This window comes from Rhodococcoides corynebacterioides NBRC 14404, from assembly GCF_001894765.1.
GTDB classification, from domain to species: Bacteria; Actinomycetota; Actinomycetes; order Mycobacteriales; family Mycobacteriaceae; genus Rhodococcoides; species Rhodococcoides corynebacterioides.
In genome coordinates this window covers 111,801-125,897 of the sequence record NZ_BCWV01000008.1, presented here as the reverse complement: position 1 = coordinate 125,897, position 14,097 = coordinate 111,801, and the positions used below count along the sequence as shown (strand labels likewise).

15 protein-coding genes are annotated in these 14,097 nt (G+C 70.4%); 5 read left to right on the top strand and 10 right to left on the bottom strand.

Annotated elements, in window-relative coordinates; genetic code table 11:
• Positions 1-67 precede the first annotated feature (67 nt).
• Positions 68-496 (bottom strand): DUF4262 domain-containing protein, encoded by a 429-nt coding sequence (locus tag RC2_RS17340; protein ID WP_068151225.1) that lies wholly within the window; start codon positions 494-496, stop codon positions 68-70.
• 202 nt (positions 497-698) lie between these two features.
• Between RC2_RS17340 and RC2_RS17335 the strand changes: the two genes are divergently transcribed.
• On the top strand, positions 699-1,604 hold the full coding sequence (locus RC2_RS17335) for a type IV toxin-antitoxin system AbiEi family antitoxin domain-containing protein (RefSeq protein ID WP_082895675.1): 906 nt from the start codon (positions 699-701) through the stop codon (positions 1,602-1,604).
• A gap of 112 nt (positions 1,605-1,716) precedes the next feature.
• Here the strand turns inward: RC2_RS17335 and RC2_RS17330 are convergent, their stop codons facing one another.
• The 7 genes from RC2_RS17330 to RC2_RS17300 form a co-directional block, all read right to left on the bottom strand.
• A complete protein-coding gene (locus tag RC2_RS17330) occupies positions 1,717-1,959 on the bottom strand; it encodes a LuxR C-terminal-related transcriptional regulator (protein ID WP_308125403.1) in 243 nt (80 codons plus the stop codon).
• A gap of 193 nt (positions 1,960-2,152) precedes the next feature.
• Positions 2,153-3,520: an FAD-binding oxidoreductase gene (locus RC2_RS17325; RefSeq protein ID WP_068151256.1), complete on the bottom strand. Its 1,368-nt coding sequence runs from the start codon at positions 3,518-3,520 to the stop codon at positions 2,153-2,155.
• Between the two features lie 17 nt (positions 3,521-3,537).
• Positions 3,538-4,347 (bottom strand): alpha/beta fold hydrolase, encoded by an 810-nt coding sequence (locus RC2_RS17320; RefSeq protein WP_068151231.1) that lies wholly within the window; start codon positions 4,345-4,347, stop codon positions 3,538-3,540.
• A 29-nt stretch (positions 4,348-4,376) separates the two neighbouring features.
• Positions 4,377-5,849: a GntP family permease gene (locus RC2_RS17315; protein WP_068151234.1), complete on the bottom strand. Its 1,473-nt coding sequence runs from the start codon at positions 5,847-5,849 to the stop codon at positions 4,377-4,379.
• Between the two features lie 22 nt (positions 5,850-5,871).
• Complete coding sequence (locus tag RC2_RS17310; RefSeq protein ID WP_068151236.1) at positions 5,872-6,489, bottom strand: bifunctional 4-hydroxy-2-oxoglutarate aldolase/2-dehydro-3-deoxy-phosphogluconate aldolase; 618 nt, start codon at positions 6,487-6,489, stop codon at positions 5,872-5,874.
• Complete coding sequence (locus RC2_RS17305; RefSeq protein WP_068151258.1) at positions 6,486-8,090, bottom strand: N-acyl-D-amino-acid deacylase family protein; 1,605 nt, start codon at positions 8,088-8,090, stop codon at positions 6,486-6,488. Before RC2_RS17305 ends, RC2_RS17310 begins: the two co-directional genes overlap by 4 nt.
• 12 nt (positions 8,091-8,102) lie before the next feature.
• Positions 8,103-9,383, bottom strand: a complete 1,281-nt coding sequence (locus tag RC2_RS17300) for a type III PLP-dependent enzyme domain-containing protein (RefSeq protein WP_072681694.1) — start codon at positions 9,381-9,383, stop codon at positions 8,103-8,105.
• A 162-nt stretch (positions 9,384-9,545) separates the two neighbouring features.
• Here RC2_RS17300 and RC2_RS17295 point away from each other — a divergent pair, with 162 nt between their 5' ends.
• The 3 genes from RC2_RS17295 to RC2_RS17285 are packed head-to-tail and all read left to right on the top strand — an operon-like array spanning position 9,546 to position 11,715.
• On the top strand, positions 9,546-10,553 hold the full coding sequence (locus RC2_RS17295; RefSeq protein ID WP_245811168.1) for a sugar kinase: 1,008 nt from the start codon (positions 9,546-9,548) through the stop codon (positions 10,551-10,553).
• Positions 10,550-11,317, top strand: a complete 768-nt coding sequence (locus tag RC2_RS17290; protein ID WP_068146575.1) for an IclR family transcriptional regulator — start codon at positions 10,550-10,552, stop codon at positions 11,315-11,317. Before RC2_RS17295 ends, RC2_RS17290 begins: the two co-directional genes overlap by 4 nt.
• A complete protein-coding gene (locus RC2_RS17285; RefSeq protein ID WP_068146572.1) occupies positions 11,314-11,715 on the top strand; it encodes a RidA family protein in 402 nt (133 codons plus the stop codon). Before RC2_RS17290 ends, RC2_RS17285 begins: the two co-directional genes overlap by 4 nt.
• A 53-nt stretch (positions 11,716-11,768) precedes the next feature.
• Here RC2_RS17285 and RC2_RS17280 read toward each other — a convergent pair whose 3' ends face one another.
• Complete coding sequence (locus RC2_RS17280) at positions 11,769-12,206, bottom strand: SRPBCC family protein (RefSeq protein ID WP_072681692.1); 438 nt, start codon at positions 12,204-12,206, stop codon at positions 11,769-11,771.
• A 130-nt stretch (positions 12,207-12,336) separates the two neighbouring features.
• Between RC2_RS17280 and RC2_RS17275 the strand changes: the two genes are divergently transcribed.
• Positions 12,337-13,383 (top strand): SMP-30/gluconolactonase/LRE family protein, encoded by a 1,047-nt coding sequence (locus RC2_RS17275; protein ID WP_072681691.1) that lies wholly within the window; start codon positions 12,337-12,339, stop codon positions 13,381-13,383.
• Between the two features lie 4 nt (positions 13,384-13,387).
• Here the strand turns inward: RC2_RS17275 and RC2_RS17270 are convergent, their stop codons facing one another.
• A complete protein-coding gene (locus RC2_RS17270) occupies positions 13,388-14,044 on the bottom strand; it encodes an NrtR DNA-binding winged helix domain-containing protein (RefSeq protein WP_072681689.1) in 657 nt (218 codons plus the stop codon).
• Between the last annotated feature and the right edge of the window lie 53 nt (positions 14,045-14,097).

The window sequence follows — 14,097 nt, the reverse complement described above, 5'->3', positions numbered from 1 at the left end:
GGGTGATTCCCGACGAGCGGGACCGTCCACCGCTCACCCCTTGTCTACAGGAGGGGTCCGACAGACATCAGATTCCGCGCAGGGGTTGGTGATCGGCGCACATCGAGTAGCGCTCCTCCCAGGGAAACGCCCCGTACGCGTCCGGCCACACCACCTGCAGCGCGGTGAACCGTGGGTAGAGCGCCCGCGTGACCACCATGTCGGATCGGTCCATCACCTCGACGAACGACAGTGCGGGAATGCCGCCCACCGCGCCGTGGATCGTGATCGACGGCGCCACGAGGGCGGGATCGTCGAGCATCGTGTCACGCAGCTCGTCGAAGACCTCGTACGCGAGTCGAGCGGGAAGCCCGTGACACAGCAACTCGGGTAGTCCGGCGCTGGTGAGACCGCTGGTGTAGGCGAAGTCGCCGCCTCCGTGGACCGCGGTGACGTGCCAGCCGCGGGTCCTGATGCTCTTTCTCACCGTGCCGAGATCGATCGGTCCGTCGCACATGTGGTCCCCCTTGTATCGATGTGGACCGCGAAGTTAACGCCGGGCCGTGACACGGTGTGCGATCCGCTGCTGTTCCAGCGATCCGCGCCCCCTGTAGCTCACGCGGAGTGCTGGACCGCGCGCGGATCGGGCCGCTGTGGACAACCCGGATGCCTGTGGACGGGCGCCACGGGCGGCGCCCGAGATGAGAGACGCTGGCCCCGTGGACATCACGGGGCGGACCTTCCTGACGCGTGCGCAGCTCGCCGCGGCGGGGGTCGGGGACCAGGAAATCAGGACCGCACGGCGGCAGGGCTCGCTGGTGTGCGTCGGGCGCGGTGTCTACAGCGATGCCGCTGTCTATACGGACGCCGGCGAGAGGGGCCGGCACTTCCTTGCGGTTCGCGGGGCCGTCGCCGCTCGGACGAACCCCGTCGTCAGTCACGCCTCTGCGGCGGTCCTGCACGATCTGCGGATGTGGAACCCCGATCTGTCGCGGGTCCACCTCAGCGTCGACGCCGCGCGAGGCGGTCGGCGGACGGCCCGCGTGCACACGCACACCAACAGGTTGGCCGACTGTGTGACGCAGGTTCGCGGTCTGACCGCCACCACCGTGGCCAAGACGGCGGTGGACCTGGCGCGGGAGCTGCCGTTCGAGGCCGGGGTGTGCGTGGTGGATTCGGCACTCGCGGTGGCGTCGCGGGCGGACGTCGATGCCGCGCTGGACGCGTGCACCGGGATGAGCGGATGCAGCGCTGCCCGTCGAATCGTGGCCTTCGCCGATGGGCGCAGCGAGAGCATCGGGGAATCGCGGACGCGGGTGTACCTGCAGCGCTTCGGGTTTCCGCCGTTCGAGCTGCAGGTGACCTTGCGTCACGGTGTGTTCGTGTGTCGCCCCGACTTCCTGCTCGACGGAGTGATCGTCGAGTTCGACGGGCGGGTGAAGTACACCTCGGAGCAGGTGCTGTTCGAGGAGAAGAAGCGGCACGACGAACTGATGTCACTCGGGTGGACCGTCGCGCGGTTGACGTGGGCGGACCTCGCTTCGGACGCGGGTGCCGTGAAGGTCCGGCGAGCGATGGCGCTGGCGAAGGGCCGGCCGCCGCCCCTGACTCATCGGGTGCCGTGACCGCTCGATCCGCTTCCGTTCCAGCGATCCGCGTGCGCTGCAGCAGACGCGGATCCCTGGAAGTCGCGCGGATCGGGTGGGGAGCGGCACCACCCCCGGCCGGCGAGAGCCGTCAGAGCTCGTCGAGGGTGATGTACCCGTCCTGCAGTGCCCGCGCGACCAGTGCGGCCTTCGACTTGGCCGACCGGCCGACGGCCTCGTACTTGTCGCGGACACGGGCGATGTGCGTGCCGACGGTGGCGGGGGAGATGTACAACGATCGCGCGACGTCGTCCTTGGAGTCGCGGACGATCCACGCCAGGAGAACTTCCACCTCCCGCGCGCTCAACGCGGGACGCACCTTCTCGTCCATCATCGTCTGCATCCGTTTCCCCCCGGCCGTTCCTGCGGCGTCGATCGACTGCCGGAACCGACCGTACGTTCCGATGCGGGGACCGCGACAGCCCCCATTTCTGGGGGCATGGGCGAGAACGGTGTCGGAATGGGTACTGAGCGAATGCAACCACACCGCGAGGGTCGCGTCTGTCCGTCGAGCAACCGACAGACGGTCAGGACGAGACGATCTTCCCCGGATTGAGAATCCCGTGGGGATCGAGGGCAGCCTTGACCGCCCGGTGCATGGCGAGCACCACCGGGTCGAGTTCGCGGACCAGACCGTCCATCTTCAGCAGACCGACCCCGTGCTCACCGGTGACCGTTCCACCGAGATCCAGTGCGGCGGTGATGATGTCGTCGAACGCGGCGCGGGCACGATCCCGCGCGGCGTCGTCGTCACGGGGTGCGATGAGAAGTGGGTGGAGGTTGCCGTCGCCAGCGTGGGCGATGTTGGCGATCACGGTGTCGTGGCGGCGGCCGATGGCCTCGATCCGGGCGAGCATCTCCGGCACGTGTCGTTTCGGCACGCACACGTCCTCGGTGAGGACGGGGCCGAGTCGCTCCATCGCCGGGTACGCCAACCGGCGCGCAGCGAACAGCGCGTCCGATTCGGCCTGGTCCGTCGACACGGCGGACCAGGTGGCGCCGGCGTCGTCGAAGCACGCCGACATCCGGGTGGCCTCCGCGTCGCCCTCGACGCCCGGGGTGTCCACCCGGCCCAGCAGCACGACGTTCGCGTCGACGGCGAGTCCCATGTTCTTCCACGCGTCGACGGCCACGAGGCATTGCCGGTCGACCAACTCCAGGGCGGACGGCGTCAGGCCCGCGGCGGCGACGGCGGCGACGGCCCGACCGGCATCGACGATCGAGTCGAAGTAGCCCGCCACGGTGCGCGGCGGGTGCTGCAACGGGCGCAGTCGGACGGTGACCTCGGTGACGATGCCGAGGGTGCCTTCCGAGCCGACCATCAGGGAGGCGAAGTCGTATCCCGCAACACCTTTGGCGGTGCGTCGACCGAGGCGAACCAGCTCACCGGTGCCGGTCACCACCTGGAGCTCGAGGACGTAGTCGCGGGTCACGCCGTACTTGACGCAGCACAGTCCGCCGGCGTTGGTGGCGACGTTGCCGCCGATGGTCGACCAGGGCGAGCTGGCCGGGTCCGGCGGGTACCACAGCCCGTGCTCGGCGCAGGCCTCGCGCAGGTGGTCGTTGATCACGCCCGGCTGCACGACGGCGTAGCGCTCGAGGGTGTCGATCTCGACGATGGAGTTCATCGCGTCCAGTGCGACGACCACGCAGCCGGCGACGGCATTCGCCCCGCCGGACAGGCCGGTTCCGGCTCCGCGCGTGACCACGGGCGTTCCGGTCTCGAGGCAGGCGAGGACGACGGCGCGTACCTCCTCGGCCGAGCGTGGTCGCACGACGGCGGCGGGCTCGCCGTGCGGCGCCCACTCGGCCTCGTCGTGTACGTAGGAGGCCATGACGTCGGGATCGAGCAGGAGGCGATCCGCGGGCAGGGCGCTCCGGAGCGCGTCGACCACGGCCGACCCGACCGCGGTCACGGTCGCCCCATGAAGTCGAGCAGCGCGGCGTTCACCGCGTCGGGTCGGTCGAGGTTGGCCGCGTGACCGCAGTCCTCGATCACCACCGACCGGCCGAGCGGGTTGTCGGCCACCGCGGCGGCCGCGTGCTCGGCGGGCCAGAACTGGCTGTCACGAGCCGCGAGCATCAGGACCGGCACGTCGGCACCGGCAACCGCGGTGCGCCAGTCGCGGCGAGCATGGTCGTCGAGCAGCGCGCGCATCGGCGCGGTGGCGGGTGACGCCATTCGCGGCATACCCCGCAGGCGCAGAGCCAGTTTCGCCATCGGCATCACGGACTTGCGGGTCGGCCTTCCGCGTCCGGTGTCCGGGATGCCGCCGTCGAAGAACCCGTCGACGGTCGCCTCGGTGAGACCGTGGAAGCCGTACGGCCAGTCGGCATCGGACACCATCTTCGGAGTCTGGTCGATCGAGGCCACCGCGCGCAGCCGATCGGTCCCGTACGTCTCGACGTACGACCACGCGGTGCTCGCGCCCATCGACCCCCCGATCAGGGCGACGTTCTCGAGGGCGAGGGCGTCCAGCAGGTCGTGAAGATCGCGGCCGTGTCGGTCCATCGTCGCGCCGTGCTCGGGCGACGCGGATTCCCCGTGACCGCGTCGATCCCAGGCGATCACGCGGTAGCCCGCGTCGACCAGGGCGTCCTGCTGGAACACCCACGTGGTCGCGGGAGCGCAGAACCCGGCGATCAGCACGATCGCCGGGTTCGGGCCGCCGGTGTCGGTGTACGCCAGGGTGACTCCGTCGTCGGTGACGAACGTGGGCACGGATACCTCCCGGCGAGGGTCGACAGCGGTCAGGCGATGATCGCGAACAGCACGCCCGCGACGGCGAAGCTCACTACCGACAGTACGGTCTCGAGCACCGTCCAGGTCTGCAGCGTCTGCTTGACCGTCATGTTGAAGAACTTCGCGATGATCCAGAACCCGCCGTCGTTGACGTGGCTGAGGATGATCGAGCCCGCCGCGATGGACATCGCGATCAGTGCCACGGCCACCTGCGAGTAGTCCTGGGCCGCGACGAGCGGTCCGACGATGCCGCCGGTGGTGACGATGGCGACCGTCGCCGAGCCCTGGGCGATGCGCAGGGCGCAGCTGATGATGTACGCCAGCACGATGATCGGCAGTCCGGCGGCGGACATGGTGTCCGCGAGCGCCGTTCCGATGCCGGTGGCCGAGATGACCTTGCCGAAGAACGCGCCGGCACCGACGACGAGCAGCAACATGCCGACCGGGCGGAGGGACTCGCCGGTGAGCGTGGACAACTCCTGCACCGTCGAGCCGCGGCGGATGCCGAGAACGTAGAACGCGATGAGCACGGCGATCAGCAGTGCCACCGCGGGCGTGCCGAAGAAGGTGAGCACCTGCAGGAGGCGACCCTCGTCGAGCAGGATCGTGCCGAAGGTGGCGCCGAGGATGAGGATCAGCGGAACGGCGATGATGGCGCCGATGGTGCCCACCGACGGCGGGGTGGTGACGCGGGGACGCGAGGTGGTCACGGCCGTGCCGCCCGAGACGTGCGGGCCGTCCTGGTCGGAACCGGTACCCGTGCCGGTGGTGACGGCGTCGGCGTCGTTGACGAAGTCCTCGGGCACCTCGACGATCACACGCTTGCCGATGTAGCTGCCCCACAGCAGGCCCGCGGCGATGAAACCGGGGATGCCGCAGACGAATCCCATGAGGATGAGCCAGCCGAGATTGACCTCGAGCAGGCCGCCCAGGGCGACCGGGCCGGGGTGCGGCGGGAGGAACGCGTGGGTCATCGACAGGCCGGCGAGCATCGGCATCGCGTAGAGCACCAGCGACTTGCCGCCCTGGCGTGCGGCGACGTAGACGAGCGGCGCGAGGACGAAGATGCCGATGTCGAAGAACACGGGGATACCGAAGATGAGCCCGAGCAGACCCATGGCGATCGGGGCGCCGCGCTCACCGAACACACCGAGCAGGCGTGCCGTGAGAGCCTGTGCGCCGCCGGACCGTTCGAGGATCGCACCGAGCACCGTGCCGAGACCGATGATGACCGCGATGTGGCCGAGGATGCCGCCGAAGCCGGTCTCGAGGATGGAGTCACCGCTCTTGATGGCGGTGCCGACGATCTGCGAGACGGGAAGTCCGGCCGCCAGGGCGAGACCGAGACCCACGATCAGCAGGGCGATGAACGGTTCCAGCTTGATCTTGATGATGACGAACAGCAGTACCGCGATCGCGATACCGCAGAGCACGAGCAGTCCGGGTGTGGACGTCCGGAGCCAGTCGACGACGGAACTCATGGGGGGGTGCCTTTCGAGGGGGTTACGGGCGCGCGATCGCGCGGACGAAGTGGGCGGCGCGGGAGGTGATGTCGTCCCACCGACCGGCGGCGACGGCATCGGGCGGAACGACGTCCGTCCCCGCGGTGACGGCGACGGCGCCGCGCGCGAGGAAGTCGGCGGCGTTGTCGGCGTTGACGCCGCCGGACGGGATGAGAGCGGTGTCCGGGAACGGCCCGCGCAGATCGCCGAAGTAGGACGGCCCGAACAGCTTGGCGGGGAACACCTTCACTGCGGCGGCGCCCAGGTCGACGGCGACCATGATCTCGGACGGGGTGAGCGCGCCCATGACCACCGGGACGTTCCGCTCGGTCGCGACGCGGGCGACGTCGGGCCGGAGACCGGGGGTGACGAGGAACGTGGCGCCGCTGTCGATGGCGGCCGCGGCCTGATCGGCGGTGACGACCGTGCCCGCGCCCACGACGGCACCGGACGCGGCGGCCTTCTCGAGGCAGGACAACACGTCCGGGGTGGTGAACGTCAGCTCGACGGCGCGCAGACCGCCCGCGGCGAGGGCCTCGGCGAGGGCGACCGGGTCGGGGATCGCGGGCGCGCGCACGACGACGAGTGCGCGGTCCTCGAGGACGGTGGAGATACTCATGCGGTTCCTGTCGGAGAGTGGCGGAGTGAGCGGCCGGCGAGCACGCCGGTGGGTGCGCCGTCGCGGACGGCGAACCGGCCGGCGACGAGAACGTGGGCTATGCCGGCCGCGGCTTGCTTCGGGTGATCGAAGGTGGCGGTGTCCCGGACGGTCTCGGGATCGAGGACCACGAGGTCGGCGGCGTGGCCGGGGCGGACGAGTCCGCGGTCGCGCAGCGACAGGCGCGCCGCGGGGCGCCCGGTGAGGTGGTGGATGCACTCCTCGAGCGACAGCAACCCGATCTCGCGCACGTAGTGGCCGAGGTAGCGGGGGAACGTGCCCCAGGCGCGCGGGTGCGGGCGGTCGCCGACGAGGATGCCGTCGCTGCCGCCCATGTGGTGCGGGTGCACCATGATGGCCCGCACGTTCTCCTCGTGGCCCACGTGCTGGAGAATTGTCGTGGCGAACGCATCTCGTTGCAGCACATCGAAGAACACGTCCACGGCGGGTCGATCCTCCGCGCTCGCGATCTCGGCCACGGTGCGGCCCACGTAGGGATCGAGCTCGGGATTGGCCACCCCGCTCAGCTGGATGGTGGTCCAGTCGACGGTGACACCGTGGCACCCGTCCGAGCCGTAGCGGGTGACGTCGTCGGTGATGCGCCGGCGAGATTCGGGGTCGCTCAGACGACCGAGGGCGGCGTCGAGCCCACCGGACATCGCCCAGCTCGGCAGCAGCGCCGAGAGAGTGGTGGCACCGGGCAGATACGGGTAGGTGTCGAGCGTGATGTCGCACCCCTCGGCCACGGCGGCGTCGACCATCTCCAGGAATTCCCCGGCACGGCCGCGGTTCTCCTCGAAGTTCATCGTGGCGTGGGTGAGGTGGAGCGCGCAGCCGGTCTCGCGGGCCAGGTCGATCATCTCCCGGTAGGCGTCCAGCGCACCGCGGCCGTACGAGCGGGTGTGCGGGGCGTAGAACCCGCCGCGGCGCGCCACCACCTCGCAGAGCGCCCGCAGTTCGCCGGTGTCGGCGTACATGCCCGGCGTGTAGGTGAGGCCGCTGGACATACCGACGGCGCCCTCGTCCATCGCGCGATCGACCATCTCGGCCATGTGGTCGACCTCGCGGCGCGTCGCCGGTCGCTGGTCGGCGCCCACCGCCAGGTAGCGCAGCGTGCCCTGCGGCACGAGGTACGCGGCGTTCGGGGTGATGCCGGCGTCGAGCCGGTCGAGGTACTCGCCGACCGTGCGCCACGAGAAGTCGAAGTCCGCGGGATTGCCGTTCCACCCGGCGATCTGGCGGCGCACGACGGCCAGGGTCGCGTCGTCGATCGGCGCGTACGACAGTCCGTCCTGGCCGATGACCTCCGTCGTCACACCCTGGGTGATCTTCGCGACGTGGCCCGGATCGGTGAGCAGTCCGAGATCGGAATGGGCGTGCATGTCGACGAATCCGGGCGCGACGACGTGCCCGGCGGGGACGTCGAGCACCTCCGCCGCGTCGACGGCGGCGCCGGCCGGGACTACGTCGTGAATGCGGCCGCCCGCCACGAGCACGTCGGCCCGGACCCGGGCGGCGCCCGTGCCGTCGACGACGTCACCGCCGCGCAGAAGAAGATCGATCACGGCGCGCTCCTAGAAGAAGGTGTGGACGAGGTCGACGACGCGCGGGTTCGCGCCGTCGGCGTCGTCGACGACGGGCAGCAGGCGCCACTTGTCGAAGGCGGTGCAGGGATGCGAGAGACCCAGTCGCACGACGCTGCCGACGGGGGCGTGGTCCGGGCCGGCGCTCGGCATGCGCAGGAAGGCGTGCTGATCGTTCACGGCCGAGATGTGGTGGTCGGCAGCGACGTCCACGGTGTCCACTCGCTGCGGGGTGGGCAGTCCCTCGTCGAACGGTACGTCCCGCTTGCCCGCGTCGAGCAGGGCCAGCTCGGGCTCGGGGCGGGAGACCACGCGGGCCCAGCCGTGCATGGCCGACGCCAGATGCTCTGCGCCGACGCGGGATTCGATCAGCGGCGAGATGCCGGCGTAGAAGCCGTCGTCGTGGACGAGGTAGGCGCCCGACCGCAGGACGACGCGAGTGGGAACGCCGGCGGTCTTGGTGAGTCCGGCGAGGTGTTCTGCGACCAGATCGGGATAGGCGCTGCCACCCGCGGTGACGACCGCGTCGCTCGGGTAGAGACCCTCCGCCGCCAGCGTGCGATGCAGGTCGGCCACCGCGTCGAGATACCGGGCGACGGCGGCGAGTCCGTCGGTCGTCCGATCGTGGGCGAGTGCGCCCTCGTACCCGCCGACGCCCGCGAGGGCGAGGCTCGGAGTGTTCGCGACGCGGCGAGCGACCGCGACGGCGGCGTCGACGGTGCGCGCGCCCGTCCGTCCGTGTGGCCCACCGAGTTCGACCACGACGTTCACCGGGCGTCGAGGCGAGCCGAGGACCTCGGCCATGCGGACGACGGTCTCCTCGCTGTCGGCCCAGCAGACGAAGTCGAACTCCGGGTGGTCGTCGAGCTCGGCCGAGATCCACCGCAGGGCGCCGGGATCGACCAGGGCGTTGGCCAGCATGATGCGCTGCACGCCGAATGCGCGGGCGAGCTGGACCTGCCACGGGGTGGCGAGAGTGATCGCCCAGCTCCCGGCGACGAGCTGCTCGCGCCACAACGCGGGTGCCATCGTGGTCTTGCCGTGGGGTGCGAGGTCGACGCCGGCAGCGGCCGCCCAGTCCGCCATCACGGCGATGTTGGACGTCAGACGCGCCCGATCGAGGGTCACGACGGGAGTCTGGAAGTCCGCCAACGTCGGTGCGGTGCCCAGGAACTCGTCCACGGTGAGTCCCCACGCCGACGGCGGAACAGACTTGTGTTCGGGGCCGAGACGTCGCTCGCGCAGGGCGTCGACGGTGCGCGTGTCGATCATGGGTTGTCCTCCGGTCGGGCTCGGATCGGCACCGTTCTGCGGCGATCCCGGCAACGGTTGCGTATTACGCAACGTTGATTGCACAATGTGTTCGGTGTCGTTAGTCTGCAATGAGACCGGCAGGAATGGCAAGAGAATGCTGAGAAGAGCGAGGATCCGACTGTGACGAGCCCCCGAGCGGTGTGTGTCGGCGAAGGGCTCGTGGTGATGGTCGCCGAGCCCGGGCCGCTGGAGGACTCCGACCACTTCGTCCGCGGCGCCGGCGGAGCCGAGGCCAACGTCGCTCGCGTGCTGGCCCGGCTGGGGGTCGACACCTCCTGGGCCTCCCGGGTCGGCGACGACGGGTTCGGCCGGTATCTGCGGTCCGATCTGGTCGAGGCCGGCGTCGACACCTCCGCCGTGCTCGTCGACCCCACGCGGTCCACCGGCCTCTACGTCAAGGAGCGGGGTGCGGGCACCGCCCACCCCTACGACCTCGGGCCGGGGGAGAGCCGCATGGCCTACTTCCGGTCCGGGTCCGCCGCGAGTGCCCTGTGCGCCGACGACGTCGACTGGATCGCCGGGCGCCTCGCCCCCGCCGATCTGGTGCACGTCAGCGGCATCACGCTCGCGCTGTCCGATTCGGCGCGCGCCGCGGTCGCACGCATCGGAATTCTCGGTACGACGGTGAGCTTCGACCTCAATCACCGTCCGACACTGTGGACGTCGGGGGTCGAGGCGGCGCGGGTGCTCGGCGAGCAGGTGCGGCGCAGCGACATCGTGCTCATGGGCGCCGACGAGGCCGAGGTGGTCTTCGGGACCGGCGATCCGGCCGCCCTGCGCGCCCTGTTCCCCGAGCCGCGGCGCCTGGTGATCAAGAACGATTCCGCCGCCGTCACGGCCTTCGACGGTGAGGACGCGGTGGTGATGCCCGCCGTGCGCGTCGAGGTGGTCGAGAAGATCGGTGCCGGTGACGCTTTCGCGGGCGGCTATCTCGCCGGTGTCCTGCACGGCGTCGGGACCGCCACGGCCGTGCGATGGGGACATCTCTGTGCGGCGGCCGCACTGACGGCGCACGGGGACGGCGCCGCCGTGCCCACCGTCGCGGACCTGGCCACGGCTGCGGACGTCACCGACGACGAGTGGTCGAGGCTGGCGTGGGTCGACGTCGCCGGATCGGTGGCGTCGTGAGTCAGTCTCTCGCACGGGCATTGACGATCCTGCGGGCGTTGGCCGACGGCCCCCGGTCCCTCGACGATCTCGCCGCGCACGTGGACGTGCACAAGACGACGGTGCTGCGGCTGCTCCGGACACTGGAGGCCGACCGCTTCGTCACCCACGACGCCGAGCACCGGTATCGGTTGGGCGCCGGGCTGTTCGAGCTGTCCAATCGCGCACTCGAGCACCGCGACATCCGCGTGATCGCACGCCCGCATCTGGTGGCGCTCAACGCCGACACCCGGCAGACGGTGCATCTGGCCACCTACGAGTCCGGCGAGGCGATCTACGTCGACAAGCTCGACGCGACCCAGAGCGTGCGGATGTACTCGCGGGTGGGCAAACCCGCCCCGCTGCACTGCACGGCCGTGGGCAAGATCCTCGTCTCCGGACTGCCCGCCGACGAGCAGACCCGCATCGCCCACCGGCTGGAGTACACGCGCTTCACCGAGCGCACCATCGACTCGCCGGAGCGGTACCTCGACGAACTCGCCCTCGTGGCGCAGCAGGGTTTCGCGGAGGACCGCGAGGAACACGAATCGTTCGTCAACTGCATCGGCGTGCCGGTGCGGGACGGAACGGGCGCGATCGTCGCTGCGGTGTCGATGTCGGTGCCCGACATGTTGCTGGACCACGCCCGCGTACTGGGCACCCTCCCCAGGGTTCGAGCCGCCGCCGACGCCGTGTCGGTGGAACTGGGCTGGAGCCCCCCGTCGTCCCCGGAAGGATCTCGATGACCGAGAAGATCGCCGTACTGACCACCGATGCGCCCGCCCCCGCGCACACGTTCTCCCAGGGCGTCCGCAAGGGCAACTTCGTCCAGGTCTCCGGCCAGGGTCCGGTGGACCCCGAGACCAACGAGTACCTGTACCCCGGCGACGTCGCCGCGCAGACCACCCGCACCCTGACCAACGTCAAGGCCATCGTCGAGGCGTCCGGTGCCACGTTCGACGACGTGGTGATGCTCCGCGTCTACCTCACCAAGCGTGAGGACTTCGCCATCATGAACGACGCCTACGGGGCCTTCGTGCTCGAGCACACCCGCGGCGACGTCCTGCCCAGCCGCACCACGGTGTTCACCGGACTCCCGCGCGAGGAGATGCTGGTGGAGATCGACGCGGTGGCAATCGTCTGACGCGGTGCGTCTCGACATGGTCCGACGCGGTGCGTTCCTCGAGGTCCGACGCGCTAGACCTCGAGGCGCTGCCGGATGTTGCGGTCGGTCATCGCCACGCCCTGCCCGATGAACGGCTCGACGATCTTGGCCAACGCTCGTCCGGTGAGGCCGCCGGGGAACTCGTAGCCGAACTCGACGTCGGCGCGGCACCGGGCGTCGTCGATCGGGGTCACCCGCCACCGCGAACTCGTCTCGAAGCCGGCGACGGACCGCAGCGCGAACACCTCGTCGTCCGCCCACTCGACCACGTCGACAGTGGACTTCAGGGTCTTCGGACCGAGCTTCATGACCGCGTCGAACCGGTCGCCCACGTCTCGGGTGACCGGTCGTACCGGATCGAACGCGGTGACGCCGAACATCCAGTCCGGCACGTTGGTGTGATCGGACAGGTACGCGAACGTGTCGGCGGCCGACACGGCGATCTCGACCTGGCGAGTGATGACGGGCATGCGTCCTCCGGGTTCGACCGCCCGCGTCTCGGGTGGCCTCTGGCCTGACGACCGTAGGCCGTCGTTCCCGCCGCGCGACGGCGAAACGCGGACCTGTGTCGTGAGACGACAAATCGGGCACTCTCGGACCATGTCCAGAATGCGCACTCCGGTCGCCGCGTCCGTCGGCGTCCTCGCCCTCGTCCTGTCCGGTTGTTCGTCGTCGCAGGACGGCGAACCGACGGCCGAACCATCGGCGTCGGCGGCCGCCACGTCGTCGTCGACTGGGTCGTCGTTGCCTGGGTCGTCGGCTGCGACGTCGCAGCCGTCGGGATCGGCCTTCGTCTACCGCCTGCCGGGAACGGGCGTCTTCCCGGAGGGGATCACCGCCGACGACGACACGTTCTGGGTGACGTCGACCTCCGACGGCGCGGTGTTCCGCGGAACCGTGGGCGACCCGGAGGTCCGTCCGTTCCTGGCGCCGGGGGAGAACGGTCGCACGGGCGCGGCCGGGTTGGACGTCGAGGACGGGGACGACAGCGAGGCCGGCGTCCTGGTGATCGCCGGCGGCGCGACCGGTCGGGTGTGGGTGCACGATGCGGAGACCGGCGAGCTGCGGGCCACCCTGACCAACGGTCTGGGCGCGGACGCCACGTTCCTCAACGACGTCGTGGTGGGCGACGACGGTGAGGCCTACGTGACCGACTCCCGCAGCCCCGTGCTGTGGCGCGTGCCGCCGAACGCGAAGGGTGACGGGCAGCTCGAGCCGGCGGTGACCTTCGACGGCACCCCCTTCGTCTACGGCGAGGGCTTCAACGCGAACGGCATCGTCGAGGTCGACGACGACGCCCTGGTGATCGTGCAGTCGTCCACCGGCAACCTCTATCGCGTCGACGGTGGGTCCCGAGAGGTGACGCAGGTCGACCTCGGCGGCGCCACGCTGCAGAACGGCGACGGTCTCGAGTACGACGACGACACGCTCTACGTGGTGCGCAACCGCGACGGTCTGATCGCGCGCGTCGATCTGTCCGACGACGGCCGGTCCGGTCGCGTCACCGGGGAGATCCGCGACCCGAGCTTCGCCTATCCCACGACCGTCGCCGCCGTCGACGATCGGCTGCTCGTGGTGAACAGTCAGTTCGACAAGCGGGGCGGGGACCCCGTCGAGCCGTTCACCGTGAGTGCCGTCCCGCGCTGACCGATCAGCCACCGAGGAGTGCGGCCATGGTCCTCGGGAACGACGCGCCCGGTCGACGCTCGTAGAGCTCGGCCGGTCGGCCACCGTCGACGGCGGTGAGCTCTCCGGTGCCGTGAATCGCGCCGAGGGCGTGTCGGCGGAACGTGTCCTTGGGCAGCGTGCGGTCGAAGACGACCTCGTAGAGGCGACGCAGACGAAGCAGGGTGAATCGGGCCCCGAGCAGCCCCGACGGGTCCGGGGCATCGGTGTAGCGCGTGCGCAGGTCCGCGACGGCGGCGGCGACCATGTCGGCGTGATCGAAGGCCATGGGGACGGTGGGCCGGCCGTGCTCGACACCCACCGTGCGGCCGTCGGGCGGCAGAGCCGCCGCGCCGACCTCCGTGGAGTGCGCCATCGACAACACCCATCCGCGATCGTCGCGATCCGGCGCGTCGAACATGCGGAGTTGGTGGAACGCCAGCCCCTCGATCCCGGCCTTGGTGCGCAGGGCGCGACCGGCCGCGTCGGCCAGGGTCTCGCCGGGGTGCAGGAACGTGCCGGGCAGAGCATCGCCCCAGCGTGAGTCCACGGTCACGACCGCCAGGCCGCCGTCGGTGACGGTGAGAACGGCGACGTCGACGGCGACGGACGGACGGGGGTACTCGGCAAGGTCGGACGGCACGCTTGCATCTTAGCGCAGTATTGATCTATAGTTAGCGCAGAATCGAGCAAAGG

What these genes read in the sequence shown, in the direction of transcription:
- RC2_RS17340 (WP_068151225.1), bottom strand. Translation starts at nt 496, where the DNA reads ATGTGCGACGGACCGATCGATCTCGGCACGGTGAGAAAGAGCATCAGG.
- RC2_RS17330 (WP_308125403.1), bottom strand. Translation starts at nt 1,959, where the DNA reads ATGATGGACGAGAAGGTGCGTCCCGCGTTGAGCGCGCGGGAGGTGGAA.
- RC2_RS17315 (WP_068151234.1), bottom strand. Translation starts at nt 5,849, where the DNA reads ATGAGTTCCGTCGTCGACTGGCTCCGGACGTCCACACCCGGACTGCTC.
- RC2_RS17310 (WP_068151236.1), bottom strand. Translation starts at nt 6,489, where the DNA reads ATGAGTATCTCCACCGTCCTCGAGGACCGCGCACTCGTCGTCGTGCGC.
- RC2_RS17300 (WP_072681694.1), bottom strand. Translation starts at nt 9,383, where the DNA reads ATGATCGACACGCGCACCGTCGACGCCCTGCGCGAGCGACGTCTCGGC.
- RC2_RS17285 (WP_068146572.1), top strand. Translation starts at nt 11,314, where the DNA reads ATGACCGAGAAGATCGCCGTACTGACCACCGATGCGCCCGCCCCCGCG.
- RC2_RS17280 (WP_072681692.1), bottom strand. Translation starts at nt 12,206, where the DNA reads ATGCCCGTCATCACTCGCCAGGTCGAGATCGCCGTGTCGGCCGCCGAC.
- RC2_RS17275 (WP_072681691.1), top strand. Translation starts at nt 12,337, where the DNA reads ATGTCCAGAATGCGCACTCCGGTCGCCGCGTCCGTCGGCGTCCTCGCC.